Below are 13,896 nucleotides of genomic sequence, written 5' to 3'. Positions count from 1 at the left end.
CGGCCGGTCTAGCCGAGCGACCAGAGCACGAACGCCCCGCCGACCCCCCAGCAGTACCAGGCCCAGTGGTGGAAGAGGCTCCGATCGAGCATCCGCACGAAGAGCCAGATCGCGACGAGGCCCGACGCGAGCGCCGCGGCACCGCCGATCGCGAGATCCGTCATGGCCCTGAGGTCCGCGCTCTGGAGGTCCGGGAGCATCAGGACCGCCGCCCCGGCGATCGCGATGATCCCGAGCAGGAACGCGAACTCGGCGGCGGCGAGCGGAGCCACGCCGAGCAGCAGCGCCATCGCGACGGTCGAGCCGCTGCGCGAGATCCCGGGCAGGATCGCGAAGGCTTGCGCGCACCCGATCAGGAGCGCCGCTCCCCAGGACGGGACCTCCGCGGTCGCCTTCGGCGCCGTCCAGCGGGTACTCATCACGATCACGCCGGTGGTGAGGAGCAGCCCCCCGACCCTCGACGGGTTCGAGAACTGCGCATCGATGAAGTCCTTCGCGCCGAGTCCGACGACGACGGCGGGCACGGTCCCGACCGCCAGCTTCCCCACGTACTCGAGGGTCTCCCGCTCCCGCGCGAAGAACCCGCGGAGGAGCTCCGCGATCCGGGCGCGATAGAAGAACGCGATCGCGAAGAGGGTCGCGACGTGGACCCCGACCTCGAAGAGCAGCCCGCCGGACTCGCGCCCCCCGAAGAGGGCCTGCAGCATCGCCAGGTGTCCGGAGCTCGAGACCGGAAAGAACTCGGTCAGTCCCTGGGCGAGGCCGAGCAGCAGGGCTTCGATCGGGTCCAAGCGTTCTCCCTCTCTCCAGTCCGTCCGGTCGGCCGCGGCCGAGGCACGGGGCGATCTGCCACGGATCGTTGCGGCAGGAACGCAGCCGGGGGGAGGCGCGACGCCGAGCGTACCGAATCGGTTGGCCGGCGGCGTTTTTCAAGCGCAATCCCCAGCGGCTTGCTAAAACCCGGCCCATGGAAATCGCCTGCCTCGATCTCGAAGGGGTCCTGATCCCCGAAGTCTGGATCAACTTCGCCGAGCGAACGGGAATCGACGCGTTGAAGGCGACGACCCGCGACATCCCGGACTACGACGAGCTGATGACCCAGCGACTCGAGATCCTGCGCGAGCACAAGCTCGGGATCGGCGACATCCAGGAAGTGATCGACGGGATGGATCCCCTTCCCGGTGCCGCCGAGGCCCTCGACTGGCTGCGCGAGCGCTTCCAGGTCGTGATCCTCTCGGACACGTTCTACGAGTTCGCCGAGCCCTTCATGCGCAAGCTCGGCTGGCCGACGATCCTCTGCCACAAGCTCGAGATCGACGGCGAGGGGATGATCACGAACTACTTGATCCGCCAGCCCGACCCCAAGCGGGCCTCGGTGAAGGCCTTCCACTCGCTCAAGTTCCGCTGCATCGCGACCGGCGACTCGTACAACGACACGACGATGCTCTCCGAAGCGGAGGCCGGGATCCTCTTCCGACCGCCGCAGAACGTGATCGACGAGTTCCCGCAATTCCCGGTCGCGCGCGAATACGACGAGCTCCAGGCGGAGTTCGCGAAGGCGTCGCTCCGGGACCTCTAGGGCCGGGGCGGGTCGAGGCAGGAGACGAGGATGCAGAGAGACGAGAGACGGTTCCGCACCGATCGTCCGCTGCTGGTCGGGCTGATCCTCCTGCTCTCGCTGGCCTTCGCCGCGCCGGTCTTCGCCGCCGACGAGGCGACGAGCGACCTGCCCGAGAACGTCCTCGCCGAGGACGACGAGACCGAGAAGTTCGAAGTCGAGCTCGAGGACGACGGCCACGTCGACCGGAGTCTCAGCGAGCGCCTGGTCCGCGTCCGCGCGACGAGTCTCCTCGCCCGCGTGTGCACCCTGATCGACCGTCGCCACCTGCGACGGATGATCCCGCGCGCCCCGCCCCTCGCCTGATCGGCGAGCCCCACCCAGCCAGGAACACGCCCAGAACGACCTCGCTCGCGTGCGGCTCATGCCGTCGCGATGCGCCTGTCGCGCGAGCGCCCATGCAAGTCGCCGGGTCCGCGCGCCGGAGTCCATCCATGCCGAATCCGACTCGAAGCCACCGCCTGCCGCGTCCCGGCCGGCTCTTCCCCGCCCTCGCCCTCTCCTGCGCGGCGCTCGCGACCCCGAGCCTCGCCGAAGAGACGCTCTTCGCCGCCGCGACGATCGAGCCGCGAGACGGGATCCATCTCCAGTCTCCGATCGATCTGCCTGCGACGCCCCCGAAGAGCGCGAAGCAGCACGAGATCGCGATCCACTACGCCGACACGGCGGAGCACCTGATCCACCGTGATCACACGATCGAGATGCAGTACGACCCGGGGAGCGAGGTCGAGTTCGACGGCCGCCACTACGCCCTCGAGCAGCTCCATTTCCACACGCCGTCCGAGCACCTGATCGCCCACCGCCGCTTCCCGGTCGAACTCCATCTGGTTCACCACGACGGCGAGGGCCGTGCGCTCGTCCTCGGCCTCCTCTTCGACGTCGGCCCGCCGAACCCGTTCCTCGAGCGCATCCTGCAGGACGCCCCGCGCGACATCGGCCGCGTCGACCTGGAGGGCCATCTCGACGTCTCGAAGCTGTTCCCCGACGAGACGCACTTCTACTCCTACGAGGGATCGCTCACGACCGCGCCCTACGACGAAGGCATCCAGTGGCTGATCCTCTCGGAGCACCCGACGGTCTCGCCCGAGCAGGTGGTCCGCCTGCTCGTCCTCGAGGGCGGCAACGCGCGGCCGGTGCAGCCGCTCCACGGACGCGAGATCGACGGCGGCTAGCGCCTCGGCACCGGGAAAGATCCATCGCACGGCCCTTGACGCCCGCCCGACCGGAACGATGCTGCGACCACGCGAAGGCCCCTGGGTCCCGCGACGAAAGGAGCGAAGCATGTCGGATCTCGGTGAACGCCTTCAGCAGGAGTTCGAAGACCTCAAGACGAAACGCGACGAGCTGCGCGTACAGCTCGACCTCGGCAAGAAGGACGCCGAGGACGCCTGGCACGAGGCGGAGCAGAAGTGGCAGAAGCTCGAGGCCCATCTCCAACGGCTCGGGCGCGAAGGCGCGGAGGCGTTGGAAGACATCGGCGAGGCCGCCGAGCTCCTCGTCGATGAGATCAAGACCGGCCTCAAGGACCTCCGGAAGCTGCTCTGAGTCAGGGGCCGCGCGTCCCGCTCAGGTGCGCGCGGCAGGCTTCTCGAAGTTCTTCACGCCCTCGAGCTTGAACATCGACTCGTCCGCCGGCTGGTAGGTGAGGACGATCGCGCGCCGCGCGCGGTCGGACTCGTTCGGCTGGCTGCCGTGGACGGTGTGGGCGCTGAACACGACGAGGCTGCCCGCCGGCAGCTCCGCGAGCCACTCGTCGCGCTCGTCGAAGACCTCGGGATCCGTGAAGAGCGGGCCGAGGGCGGTGCCGTCGTGGATGCCGGGCAGGAAGCCCTTCGCGTGGCTCCCGCGGATCACGCGAAAGCAGCCGTTGCCCCGATCCGCGTCGTCGAGGGTGATCATCACGTTCGGAAGCTGGTCGCAGTGGGAGCAGACGTGGCTCCAGTACGGTGAGTCCTGGTGCCAGCGGAAGCCCGAGCCCTCGCGCGGACGCTTCAGGTTGAGCTTGTCGGTCCAGAGCGCGATCCGATCCGCGTCGAGCACGCCGCAGAGCGGTACGACGAGCCGGGGATCCTCGACGAGGGTCTCGAAGACCGGGTCGAGGTGGTGGAAGGGCTCGATCACGCGGATCGTTTCGCTGCCTTCGTCGTGCTCGTACTGCACCGTCGCATCGGCGGCCTCGACGTAGCGGTTGCCGTCGATCCGATAGTCGTCGCCCTCGGACGCCTCGGCGCGCTCGACCGCCTCGGCCTTGGCGAGAGCCGCCCGCTTCGCGCTCGCGGCGACGCGCTCGGCCGCCGCCCGGAGCCGCTCGAGATCCTCGGGACCGAACACGGAAGCGCGCGCGAAGAAGCCGTCTTCTTCGTAGCGCTTGCGTTCGTCGTCGGTCAGCTCGAGGAGGTGCGTGTCCAATGGGGCTCCGGGGCCCGGAGTGAATCGCGGGCGCGGGCCGGGGTCAAGGCACGGACGACCGGCGCTCGGCGGGCGACCCGAGAGCACGCCGGCGCCCGAGGCGCCGCTCGAGGAAGCGGTCTCCCGGATGCTGCAGGGACGCTTCGGGTGCCTGCCGATCCTCGACGACGCCGAGCGCCTCGAGGCGATCGTCACCGAGACGGATCTCCTCCGGCCCTCGCGACGGCGCTCCGGTCGTCGGACGACCAGCCCGGGCCGCTTCGCCTCAGCGCTTCCGGAAGCTCTGGGAGAGCACCTTCTTTCGAAGGCGGAGATCGACCGGCGTGACTTCGAGGAGCTCGTCGTCCTCGATCCAGCCGAGGGCCTCTTCGATCGTGAGCTTCTTGTGCGGCGTGATGATCACGTTCTCGTCGCGACCGGAGGCGCGCATGTTGTCGAGCTTCTTCGCCTTCGTGAGGTTCACGTTGAGGTCGCCGGCGCGGCGGCTCTCGCCGACGATCTGGCCCTCGTAGACGTCGACGCCCGGCGGCACGAAGAGCGTCGCCCGCTCCTGGATCTTGAAGATCGCGTGGGGCGTCGTCCTGCCCAGGTCCGTGCAGACGACCGGGCCGACGTTCCGGCCCGGCAGGTCGCCGGCGAAGGGCTCGAATCCCTGGACCGTTCGGTAGAGGATGCCTTCGCCTCGGGTGTCCGTCAGGAACTCGCCGCGATAGCCGAAGAGGCCGCGACTGGGGACGATGAAGCGCATCTGCACACGATCGCCGTGGTGCTCCATCGTATCCATGCGGCCCTTGCGCTGGGCGAGCTTCTCCATGACCGAGCCGGCGGCGGTCTCGGGCACATCGGCCACCACCTCCTCGACGGGTTCGCACTGCTTGCCGGCGACTTCCTGGACGATGATCTCGGGACGCGAGACCGCGAACTCGTAGCCCTCGCGACGGAGCGTCTCGATCAGGACCGCGAGCTGGAGCTCGCCACGGCCCGAGACCGCGAACGTGTCCTGCTTGTCGGTCCGCTCGATCACGATCGAGATGTTCGACATGCCCTCCCGTTCGAGGCGCTCGCCGATCTGTCGGCTCGTGACGTACTTGCCGTCTCGCCCGGCGAAGGGCGAGTTGTTGACCGAGAGGCTCACCCGGATCGTCGGCGGGTCGATCGCGATCCGCGGCAGCGCGTCGATCTGGTTCGGCTCGCAGACGGTGTCGCCGACCTGGATGGAGTCGACGCCGGCGACGATCACGATGTCGCCCGCGCGGGCTTCCTCGATCTCGACGCGGTCGGTGCCCAGCGTGCCGAAGAGCTTGGTGATCCGGAAATTGTCCAGGACGCCTTCTTCGCCCACGCGAACCACCGGCGCACCGCGCTTCATCTTCCCGCGCACCACGCGACCGATCACGAGACGGCCGACGAACGAGTCGTAGCCGAGGGTCACGGCCTGGAACTGGAGCGGGGCGGTCTCGTCGACCTTCGGCGGCGGGGCGTGCTCGAGGATCGTCTCGAGCACGGGGACGAGGTCCTTCATCTCGCCACCGTACTCGGTCGTCGCGAGTCCCTGCTTGGCGGAGGCGTAGACGACCGGAAACTCGAGCTGCGTGTCGTCGGCCCCGAGCTCGACGAGCAGGTCGAAGACCTCGTCGACCACCTGCTCGGCGCGTTCCTCTGGCTTGTCGATCTTGTTCACGACCAGAATCGGTCGAAGCCCGTGGTCGAGGGCCTTGCGGAGCACGAAGCGCGTCTGCGGCATGACGCCTTCGTACGCGTCGCACAGGAGCAACGCCGCATCCGCCATTCCGAGCACGCGCTCGACCTCGCCCCCGAAATCGGCGTGGCCGGGGGTGTCGACGAGCTGGATGCGCACACCCTCGTAGACGACGGCGGTACTCTTGCTCTGGATCGTGATCCCGCGCTCTTTCTCGATGTCGCCCGAGTCCATGACCCGGTCTTCGACGGACTCGTTCTCGCGAAAGGCGCCACAGGCCTTCAGCAGGCCGTCGACGAGGGTCGTCTTGCCGTGGTCGACGTGGGCGATGATCGCGACGTTGCGCAGGTCCTCTCGGACACCGGACTCGGACATGATGGTTGGATCTCGCAGGGTGCACGCGCCCCGTGCGGGGGCGCGAGCCGTGGGCGATGGACGCGCGGCCGAGTCGGAGGCGGTCGAAGGCGAAGCTCGTCGATGCCGCCGCTCGGACGGGAATCGACTCGGAGTCGCGCGCGAAGTGTTTTCGGGGTGGGCCTCGTCCCCCCGGTCGAGGCGGCGGCAAAGTAGCGTAAAGCCTCGGGAAAGCCCGTTTTGACGGAACTTTCACCCTCTCCGCGATGCTGTCGCCCGATGGGATTCGTAGGTTCTGCTCGCCCCCGAAGGAGCTTCCGTGAGCGAATCCGCGATCGCCTCGATCCCGATCTCCGATGAAGAGCAGAAGCGCAGCGCGCCGCAGGCCCCGCCGCGCCCCGAAGGCGACGTCGAGACCGAGGGCCTCTGGAGCCGACTCGGTGCCATCCCGTCGATGGTGTACTGGACGATCCACGCCGGCTGTCTGGTCGCGCTCTACACCGGCGTCGGCGCCTTCGAGATCGCCCTCTGCCTGGGCCTCTTCTGGGCACGCCTCTTCGGGATCACCGCCGGCTACCACCGGTACTTCGCACACAAGACCTTCAAGACGAGCCGCGCCTTCCAGTTCGGCCTGGCCGTTCTCGGCTGCGCCGCCGTCCAGAAAGGACCCCTGTGGTGGGCCGGCGGCCATCGCCGCCACCACCGGTACTCCGATCAGGAGGGCGACCTCCACTCCCCGCGCAAGGGCTTCTGGTGGTCCCACCAGGGTTGGATCTTCTCGGGGGAGTTCGAGGAAACCGAGCTCGATCGCATCCGCGACTTCGGCGCCTACCCGGAGCTCGTCTGGCTGAACCGCTGGCACATCGTCGTGCCGATCTCCCTCGCGCTCCTCTGTTATGCGATCGACGGCCTTGCCGGACTCGTCTGGGGCTTCTGCGTCTCGACGGTGCTGCTCTGGCACTCGACGTACACGATCAACTCGCTGGCCCACCGCTGGGGCAGTCAGCGCTACGAGACCGGCGACGACTCGCGCAACAACCTCTGGCTCGCGCTGCTCACCCTCGGCGAGGGCTGGCACAACAACCACCACCACTACATGGCCTCCGCACGCCAGGGCTTCTTCTGGTGGGAGATCGACGTCACCTACTACGTGCTGCGCGCCTTCCAGGCCGTCGGCCTCGTCTGGGACATCCGCGAGCCCCCGACGAGCGTCGTCCACCCCAGGCAGAAGCCCGCCCGGACCTCGCTCGCCGCCTGATCCGCCGCAGGCGGGTTCAGAAATGGATGCCGACGCGCGTGCTCGCTTCACTCGTGTCGGTCTCGACGCGACCGCCGCTGCGACCGACGAGCTCGCGCGCGATCGCAACCGCGAGCGGACGTCCTCGTCGTGCAGCGGCTGCCGACAGATCCTCGACCGCCCCATCGTCGACGAGGTCCAGCCGGACGCCGTCCCCCTCGGTGACGAGCTCGAGTCGAACGCTCGCGTCGGCGCCGCGATCCGCGACGTGGGCGAGGGTCGACTCGACGAGGGCGATCAGGAGCGGGTGGACCCAGTCGAAGTCCGGAGCAGCCACCTCGGTCTCGAGGACACCCGCGACTTCGAAACGAACGCCACGCGTCCCCTCGGCCTCGATCTGCCGTGCCACACGACCGAGTACGCCGGCCCAGGAGTCTCCCCCTGCCCTGCGCCAATCGTCGGAGAGCAGCGGCCGGAGCAACGCGAGGAGCGGCCCGGATCGCCCCGCCAATGCGTCGATCAGCACCGACGCCTCGGCCATCTCCCGCGCGCCGAGCTCGTCGTCGAGCATGTGCGCCTGGAGACGGATACCGCCGAGGTGGTTGCCGACCTCGTGGGCAATCGCGAAAGCGAGCTCGACTCCGGCGTCGCTCGAGCCACCCATGGGATGCTCCTCGATCCGGCGCGCGAGGGAGGCGGCGCGGCGGTGGACGCAACATATCCGATGCATCCCGCGTCGCGCGATCCCAATCGACGTCATCGGGGGTAATCTCCCGATGGACCCGAGAGGAACGCCTCTGATCCGATCGGTTCATCGTGGCCTCGCGCCGCTTTCTCGCAACCGACTTCCTCGCAACCGACTTCCTCACGACCGACTACCTCGCTCGCAACCGACTTCCTCACGACCGACATGGATTCGAGAGAGCCGACCCCCACCATGCAGACCGCCTTCCTTCGTGGACGCGACCATCAACAGATCGGCCGACTCGAGCTCGAAGGCTTGCCCCGCGCCGCCGTTGCGCTCTCGCGCGGCGGCGCGCGTAAGACCTACTCGCATACCGATCCGAACGAGGACTGCGTCGCCTTCGCGCTCGGTGAAGGCGGGAGCCTCGCGATCGCGGCGGACGGACACCACGGCGAGCTCGGCTCGGAGGCGGCGGTCGAGATCCTGCTCGAACGCTTCGCGTCCGCATGGACGAGCGGCTCGTCTCCGGCGGTCGGGGAAGCCGCCTGGCGCGAACAGGGCATCGAAGCGCTGATGGCCGCCAACCGCGCGATCCTCGAAGTCGCCGGTCGCAACCAGCTCCCGCCGGCCCCGACGACCTTCGTCGCCGCCCTCGTCCGGCCGCAGGACGATCTCCTGCTCCACCTTTCCGTCGGCGACAGCCACCTCTTCGCCGTCGACAGCGGCTACGCGATCGAGCTCGGCGGCCGCGACCCGTCCTGGAAGTTCACGCCCTTCCTCGGGTACGAGGAAGCCCGTCCGGAGCTCCTCGACCAGTACGCGAAGATCGGAATGCGAAGCCTCTCCGACCTGCGCGCGGTCGTGCTCGCGACCGACGGCCTCTCGGAGCCGGGGATCGGCGTCGCCGACCCGGCCTCGGCGGTGCAGACGGCGGTCGGCCACGTCGCCCTGGAGGCACCGGCCGATCGATGCGCCGTCGACACCTGCCGCACGGTCGTCGAGACCGCGATGCACGCCCACCGGAGCCAGAAGGCCGGCGACAACATGGGCTGTTCGGTGCTCTGGCTGGAGGGCTAGACGCCGAGCGGGGCGTCCGATCCGCTCGTAGAGCGAGATCCCCTACCAGCGCGCTTCCTCACGCACGGGTCGAATCCGCGCCGGGACGCCTTCCGCAGGAATCGCCTCGACCGAGGCCTGGAATCGACCCACCGCTCCGAACACGTCACCGAAGAGACGATTCCGGACGCGCCCATCGATCCGGAACTCGGCGGCCTCTTCGTCGTACCACTCGTGGACGACGGCCTCCGCCGAGGCGAAGAGGGGAAAGGGAAGCCGGAAGGGCCCGAGCATCAAGCGTTGTCGCCCGGTCCTGAACTCGATTCCACCTCGCTCGCTCGAGGACACCGCGATGTCGACGGCGAGGTGCTGGTGGCTGCCGACGTAGATGATCAGCGAGGGCGAATCGGGGACGTCGACCACGTACTCGTCGAAGCGCCGGGCCCGTCGCAGGCCATAGCTCCGGTTGAGCGAGATCGTCTCGCGATCGAATCGATCTCGGTAGGCCCAACACTCGATCCGAAACGGAACGTTCTCGCCGCTCTCGGGGAACATGATGTTCCGCATCGAACCGATCAGCAGGAAGGGCCTGAAGATAATCGACCCCGTCCAGATCCGGTCCATCACTCCGGTCCCGACCGAGTAGACCCCGTCGGCGCTCGCGAACGCATGTCGCTTTCGGAGCTCGGGATGGAGCTTCTCGAAGTCGGCGCCGAGCGCCCGTCGAACAATGGATTCCCTGGCGTCGGACGTCATGGTGACCGGATCGGCCGACCGCCGGCACGGAATGAGCGTCGAAGCGGGACGGTCCCGTCTCGAGGCCGTCAAGCGGAGAGCAGGCCGGCCACGCGCTCGGCGAGCGCGAGCGCGGCCGTGAGTCCCGGGGACTCGATCCCCAGACATCCGATGAATCCCGGGGCGCCCCAGTCGCTGCCTTCCTCGACCACGAAGTCGCGAAACGCCTCCCCCGGGCCCGCCAGCTTGGGACGAATGCCGGCGTAGTCCGGCGAGAGCGTCGCGTCGGCGAGGTCCGGCAGGTAGCGCGCGACCGCCTCTCGAAAGCGCGGCGCCTTCGTCGCTTCGACCTCGAAGTCGTCCCGGCTCTCGACATAGGTCGCGTCCGGCCCGAAGCGAGGCCGCCCCGCGAGGTCGAGGGTGAGATGGATCCCGAGGCCGGCCTGCTGCGGGACCGGATAGATCAGCCGCGAGGTGGAGACGGCCTTGCCCGGTCCGAGGACGAAGTAGTCCCCCTTGCAGGGATGCTGCCGGAGTCGGTGGGCATCGAGGTCGATACCGGCGAGCGCGGCGACCCGATCCGCGTCGAGACCTGCGGCGTCGACGACGCTCCCCGCGGAAATCGTCTCCACGCTCGGCTCGCCCTCGGCTCGGACCTCGACTCGCCAGCCCGCCGACCCTCGCGCGAGGCCGACGACGTTCTTCGCCACGGCGAGGATCGCGCCCTTCGCCTCCGCCTCGGCGAGCAGACTCGCGCAGAACCCGTGCGCGTCCACGATCCCGGTCACCGGCGAGCGGATCGCCGCATGGGCGCGCACGCTCGGCTCGAGCGCCCGACACGCGGACGCGTCGATCAGCTCGAGGCCGACGACGCCGTTGGTGCGTCCCTTGTCGAGGAGCGACTCGAGGGTGGGAACCTCGGCGGGCGCCGTCGCGACGATCAGCTTCTCCGTCCGGCGGTGATCGACGCGGCGCGATTCGCACCACGCGTAGAGCCGTTCACGCCCCTCCACGCAGGACAAGGCCTTGAGGCTCTCTGCCGGATAGTAGATCCCCGCGTGGATCACTTCGCTGTTGCGACTCGTGACCCCGCGCGCGATCCCGGTCTCCCGTTCGAGGACGAGGACCGACCGCCTTTCCGAGGCGAGGCGCGCGGCGATCGCGAGGCCGACCACCCCGGCTCCGATCACGACGACGTCGAATCCGTCCTCGGCCATGCCCGGACCCTATCCCGCGGAAGAGCGAATAGAGGAGCGAGAGGAGAGCGAATCAGAAGTCCTCGCCGAAGACGCTCCGGTACTCGCTCCGGATCCCGGCGAGGTCGAGCTCGATCCCCTGCGGCCCGCTGCGCGCGACCTTGAGCGCGCCCATCAGGCTGCCGAGGCGGGTGCCCGTCTCGAGGGAGAGCCCGTTCGCGATCCCGTAGAGGAGGCCGGCGCGATACGCGTCGCCGCAGCCCGTCGGGTCGACGACCTCGGCCGCCTTGACCGGCGCGATCTCCGTCCGTTCGTTCTCGACGACGATCCCGCAGTCGAGGCCGCCCTTGCGGAGCAGCGATCCGTCCTCGCCCCGGGTCACGATCAGCGCGCCGACCTTCTCCGCGACACCGTCCTCGTCGAGGCCCGTCTTCTCGCGGGTGAGCTCCCATTCGTACTCGTTCACGATGTAGACCGCGGCCCCGGAGAGCGCCGTGATCAGGTCGTCCTCGTCGAGGATCGGCAGGCCCTGCCCCGGATCGACGACCGTGAGCTTGCCGGCGGCCTTCAGGTCCCGCGCGTAGTCGATCATGGCCTGCCGACCGTTGGGCGAGACGATGCCGACCGAGAAGTCCTCGTCGACGTCCGCGATCTTCTTCTCGTGCGCGCGATCCATCGCGCCGGGATGGAACGAGATCAGCTGGTTGTTCCCGGCATCCGTCGTGATGAAGCACGCCGAGCAGTACTCGTCCTCGATCACGTAGAGGTGGTCGCGGCGCACGCCGCTCCGATCCATCCAGTCGCCGTAGGCGCCGAGGTCGGGACCGACCGCGGCGAGCAGCAACGGATCGATTCCGAGCCGCGCCAGGTTGTAGGCGATGTTCCCGCCGGTCCCGCCAAACTTCTTCGTCATCTCGGGGACGTGGAAGGCGACGTTCAGCTTCTCGAGCTTGTCGCTCACGAAGTGGTTCCGGAAATGGTCCTCGAAGACCATGATGTGATCGACGGCGACGGATCCGGTGACGAGAACGGACATGGGCGGGGCTCCAGGGCGATCGGATGGGCTGGGAAGCGGCGACGGGACCGTCGCGAGGGGCGGCAGTCTCGCCGGTGGGGCGCGGGGCGTCAACGGTCGGCGAACCGCGGGCGAGAGCGATGCTACGGTTCCCGGATGGGCATCACCGAGATCTACGCCACTGCGAGCGGACCGATCCTTTCCTACGAGTTCTTCCCTCCGAAGACCGACGCCGGCTACCGCTCCCTCTTCCGGACGATCGAGGAGCTGAAGCAGCTCGATCCGGGCTTCGTCTCGGTCACGATGGGCGCCGGCGGCACCACCCGCGAGAAGACCGTCGATCTGACGATCGAGATCACCCGTGACATCGGCCTCGTCACGATGTGTCACCTCCCCTGCACCGGCTACCGCCCGGAACAGGTCACCGCGATCCTCGACCAGCTCGAAGCGGGCGGGGTCCGGAACATCCTCGCCCTGCGCGGCGACCCGCCGAAGGACGACCCGGACTTCGTGAATCCGCCGGAGGCCTTCGACTACGCGAACGAGCTCGTCGAGTTCATCGCCGCGCGCGGCGGCTTCACGATCGGCGGGGCCTGCTCCCCCGAAATCCACCCCGAAGCGCCGGATCTGGCGACCGACCTGATCCACCTGAAGAGCAAGGTCGACGCCGGCTGCGAGTTCGTGATCAGCAATCTCTTCCTCGACAACCAGAAGTTCTTCGACTTCGAGGTGGCGGCGCGCGCGGCGGGGATCGAGTGCCCGATCATCCCGGGCATCATGCCGATCGCGACGGTCTCGGGGATCCGGCGCATGGCCGGCGTCAACAACACGTCCTTCCCGGACGAGCTGAACGCCGAGCTCGACCGCGTCGACGGGGACGACGAGGCGACCTATGCCCTCGGTGTGCGCTGGGCGACGGAGCAGTGCCGCGAGCTGATCGAGCACGGCGTGCCCGGAATCCACCTCTTCACGCTGAACCGATCTCCCGCCTCCCGCGAGATCCACCACAACCTCTTCGACTAGCGTGGCGCCGTCGTCTGGAGTGGTGACCGTGGCTGGAATTGCGACGCCTCCGCTGCGGCTCGCCGTCCTGCTCTCCGGCAGCGGCACGAGCCTCGAGAACCTCTTCGAACACATCGACGCCGGTCTCCCCGCCGAGGTCGTCTGCGTCGTGTCCTCGAAGAAGAGTGCCTTCGGCCTCGAGCGGGCGGAACGCCGCGGCGTGCCGGCGATCGCGGTCCCGCGACGGGAGTACGCGGACGGGGCCGCCTTCAACGACGCGCTCCACGAGGCGCTCGCGCCCTACGACCCGGACCTCGTCTGCCTGCTCGGCTTCCTCTCGATCTTCGAGCTGCGCGGACGCTACGAGGGCAAGTGCCTGAACGTGCACCCCGCGCTCGTCCCCGCCTTCTCGGGCAAGGGCTTCTACGGTCATCACGTGCACGAAGCCGTCCTCGCGAAGGGCGTGAAGCTGACGGGGGCGACCGTCCACTACGCGAGCGAGGAGTACGACGAGGGACCGATCCTGCTCCAGGGCACGGTCGAGGTCCGCGACGACGACACGCCGGACACCCTCGCCGCCCGGGTCCAGGCGAAGGAGCGCGAGCTCGTCCCCCAGGCGATCCGGCTGATCGCCGAAGGACGCGTCACGATCGAGGACGGGCGGACCCGAATCGCGGAGGGCTGAGCACCGCCGTTCACGCCTTGCATTCCCCTTGGTTTTCTACCTCCTGGCCTTGGCTTTCTACCTGCTGGCCTTGACGGGGGCGAAAACGAAGCGAAAATAGCGCCATGCCCCCCGCGCCCTCCGACTCCCCGGTCGGACGGGTCAGAGGTCCCGAAGGCTCCCCCCGTGATCGGAATCGGAGAAGGAGTGCCCCCAGGCCCCGTTT

Annotated in this window: 15 protein-coding genes; 8 read left to right on the top strand and 7 right to left on the bottom strand. The window is 68.6% G+C overall.

The window, feature by feature from the left end; translation table 11 throughout:
- Window positions 1-8: 8 nt before the first annotated feature.
- Window positions 9-791, bottom strand: coding sequence for an undecaprenyl-diphosphate phosphatase (locus NXI30_25095; protein ID MCR9097508.1), 783 nt, complete (start codon window positions 789-791; stop codon window positions 9-11).
- A gap of 176 nt (window positions 792-967) precedes the next feature.
- On the opposite strand from NXI30_25095, the gene thrH reads away from it, so the two are divergent.
- The 4 genes from thrH (at window position 968) to NXI30_25075 (ending at window position 3,163) form a co-directional block, all read left to right on the top strand.
- Window positions 968-1,579, top strand: a complete 612-nt coding sequence (gene thrH / locus NXI30_25090; GenBank protein MCR9097507.1) for a bifunctional phosphoserine phosphatase/homoserine phosphotransferase ThrH — start codon at window positions 968-970, stop codon at window positions 1,577-1,579.
- A 30-nt stretch (window positions 1,580-1,609) separates the two neighbouring features.
- Window positions 1,610-1,924 (top strand): hypothetical protein, encoded by a 315-nt coding sequence (locus tag NXI30_25085; protein MCR9097506.1) that lies wholly within the window; start codon window positions 1,610-1,612, stop codon window positions 1,922-1,924.
- Window positions 1,925-2,052: 128 nt separating this feature from the next.
- On the top strand, window positions 2,053-2,790 hold the full coding sequence (locus NXI30_25080) for a carbonic anhydrase family protein (protein ID MCR9097505.1): 738 nt from the start codon (window positions 2,053-2,055) through the stop codon (window positions 2,788-2,790).
- A 109-nt stretch (window positions 2,791-2,899) separates the two neighbouring features.
- A complete protein-coding gene (locus tag NXI30_25075; protein MCR9097504.1) occupies window positions 2,900-3,163 on the top strand; it encodes a hypothetical protein in 264 nt (87 codons plus the stop codon).
- 21 nt (window positions 3,164-3,184) lie between these two features.
- Here the strand turns inward: NXI30_25075 and NXI30_25070 are convergent, their stop codons facing one another.
- Together NXI30_25070 and typA are read right to left on the bottom strand one after the other, a co-directional pair.
- Entirely contained in the window at window positions 3,185-4,027 is an 843-nt protein-coding gene (locus tag NXI30_25070) for a phytanoyl-CoA dioxygenase family protein (GenBank protein MCR9097503.1), read from the bottom strand.
- A gap of 265 nt (window positions 4,028-4,292) precedes the next feature.
- Window positions 4,293-6,101 (bottom strand): translational GTPase TypA, encoded by a 1,809-nt coding sequence (gene typA / locus NXI30_25065; protein MCR9097502.1) that lies wholly within the window; start codon window positions 6,099-6,101, stop codon window positions 4,293-4,295.
- A gap of 298 nt (window positions 6,102-6,399) precedes the next feature.
- Here typA and NXI30_25060 point away from each other — a divergent pair, with 298 nt between their 5' ends.
- On the top strand, window positions 6,400-7,338 hold the full coding sequence (locus tag NXI30_25060; protein ID MCR9097501.1) for an acyl-CoA desaturase: 939 nt from the start codon (window positions 6,400-6,402) through the stop codon (window positions 7,336-7,338).
- 16 nt (window positions 7,339-7,354) lie between these two features.
- Here the strand turns inward: NXI30_25060 and NXI30_25055 are convergent, their stop codons facing one another.
- Window positions 7,355-8,077: a hypothetical protein gene (locus NXI30_25055; protein ID MCR9097500.1), complete on the bottom strand. Its 723-nt coding sequence runs from the start codon at window positions 8,075-8,077 to the stop codon at window positions 7,355-7,357.
- 177 nt (window positions 8,078-8,254) lie between these two features.
- On the opposite strand from NXI30_25055, the gene NXI30_25050 reads away from it, so the two are divergent.
- Window positions 8,255-9,079, top strand: a complete 825-nt coding sequence (locus tag NXI30_25050; protein ID MCR9097499.1) for a protein phosphatase 2C domain-containing protein — start codon at window positions 8,255-8,257, stop codon at window positions 9,077-9,079.
- 42 nt (window positions 9,080-9,121) lie between these two features.
- Here the strand turns inward: NXI30_25050 and NXI30_25045 are convergent, their stop codons facing one another.
- The 3 genes from NXI30_25045 to NXI30_25035 all read right to left on the bottom strand — a co-directional run bounded on the left by NXI30_25045 (window position 9,122) and on the right by NXI30_25035 (window position 12,025).
- Window positions 9,122-9,814 carry a DUF4166 domain-containing protein gene (locus NXI30_25045; GenBank protein ID MCR9097498.1) on the bottom strand — a complete coding sequence of 231 codons (693 nt, stop codon included), beginning with the start codon at window positions 9,812-9,814 and terminating at the stop codon, window positions 9,122-9,124.
- 68 nt (window positions 9,815-9,882) lie between these two features.
- On the bottom strand, window positions 9,883-11,010 hold the full coding sequence (locus NXI30_25040) for an NAD(P)/FAD-dependent oxidoreductase (GenBank protein MCR9097497.1): 1,128 nt from the start codon (window positions 11,008-11,010) through the stop codon (window positions 9,883-9,885).
- A gap of 52 nt (window positions 11,011-11,062) precedes the next feature.
- Complete coding sequence (locus NXI30_25035) at window positions 11,063-12,025, bottom strand: carbohydrate kinase family protein (GenBank protein MCR9097496.1); 963 nt, start codon at window positions 12,023-12,025, stop codon at window positions 11,063-11,065.
- A gap of 135 nt (window positions 12,026-12,160) precedes the next feature.
- Here NXI30_25035 and metF point away from each other — a divergent pair, with 135 nt between their 5' ends.
- Both metF and purN read left to right on the top strand, forming a co-directional pair.
- Window positions 12,161-13,027 (top strand): methylenetetrahydrofolate reductase [NAD(P)H], encoded by an 867-nt coding sequence (gene metF, locus NXI30_25030; GenBank protein ID MCR9097495.1) that lies wholly within the window; start codon window positions 12,161-12,163, stop codon window positions 13,025-13,027.
- Between the two features lie 28 nt (window positions 13,028-13,055).
- Window positions 13,056-13,691 carry a phosphoribosylglycinamide formyltransferase gene (purN, locus tag NXI30_25025; protein ID MCR9097494.1) on the top strand — a complete coding sequence of 212 codons (636 nt, stop codon included), beginning with the start codon at window positions 13,056-13,058 and terminating at the stop codon, window positions 13,689-13,691.
- The last annotated feature ends 205 nt before the right edge of the window (window positions 13,692-13,896 follow it).

It is taken from the genome of bacterium (assembly GCA_024742285.1).
GTDB lineage: Bacteria > Myxococcota_A > UBA9160 > UBA9160 > UBA4427 > UBA4427.
This window is presented reverse-complemented; position numbering and strand designations above follow the sequence as displayed.

What these genes read in the sequence shown, in the direction of transcription:
- thrH (MCR9097507.1), top strand. Translation starts at nt 968, where the DNA reads ATGGAAATCGCCTGCCTCGATCTCGAAGGGGTCCTGATCCCCGAAGTC.
- NXI30_25085 (MCR9097506.1), top strand. Translation starts at nt 1,610, where the DNA reads ATGCAGAGAGACGAGAGACGGTTCCGCACCGATCGTCCGCTGCTGGTC.
- NXI30_25080 (MCR9097505.1), top strand. Translation starts at nt 2,053, where the DNA reads ATGCCGAATCCGACTCGAAGCCACCGCCTGCCGCGTCCCGGCCGGCTC.
- NXI30_25075 (MCR9097504.1), top strand. Translation starts at nt 2,900, where the DNA reads ATGTCGGATCTCGGTGAACGCCTTCAGCAGGAGTTCGAAGACCTCAAG.
- typA (MCR9097502.1), bottom strand. Translation starts at nt 6,101, where the DNA reads ATGTCCGAGTCCGGTGTCCGAGAGGACCTGCGCAACGTCGCGATCATC.
- NXI30_25055 (MCR9097500.1), bottom strand. Translation starts at nt 8,077, where the DNA reads ATGACGTCGATTGGGATCGCGCGACGCGGGATGCATCGGATATGTTGC.
- NXI30_25050 (MCR9097499.1), top strand. Translation starts at nt 8,255, where the DNA reads ATGCAGACCGCCTTCCTTCGTGGACGCGACCATCAACAGATCGGCCGA.
- NXI30_25045 (MCR9097498.1), bottom strand. Translation starts at nt 9,814, where the DNA reads ATGACGTCCGACGCCAGGGAATCCATTGTTCGACGGGCGCTCGGCGCC.
- NXI30_25040 (MCR9097497.1), bottom strand. Translation starts at nt 11,010, where the DNA reads ATGGCCGAGGACGGATTCGACGTCGTCGTGATCGGAGCCGGGGTGGTC.
- NXI30_25035 (MCR9097496.1), bottom strand. Translation starts at nt 12,025, where the DNA reads ATGTCCGTTCTCGTCACCGGATCCGTCGCCGTCGATCACATCATGGTC.
- metF (MCR9097495.1), top strand. Translation starts at nt 12,161, where the DNA reads ATGGGCATCACCGAGATCTACGCCACTGCGAGCGGACCGATCCTTTCC.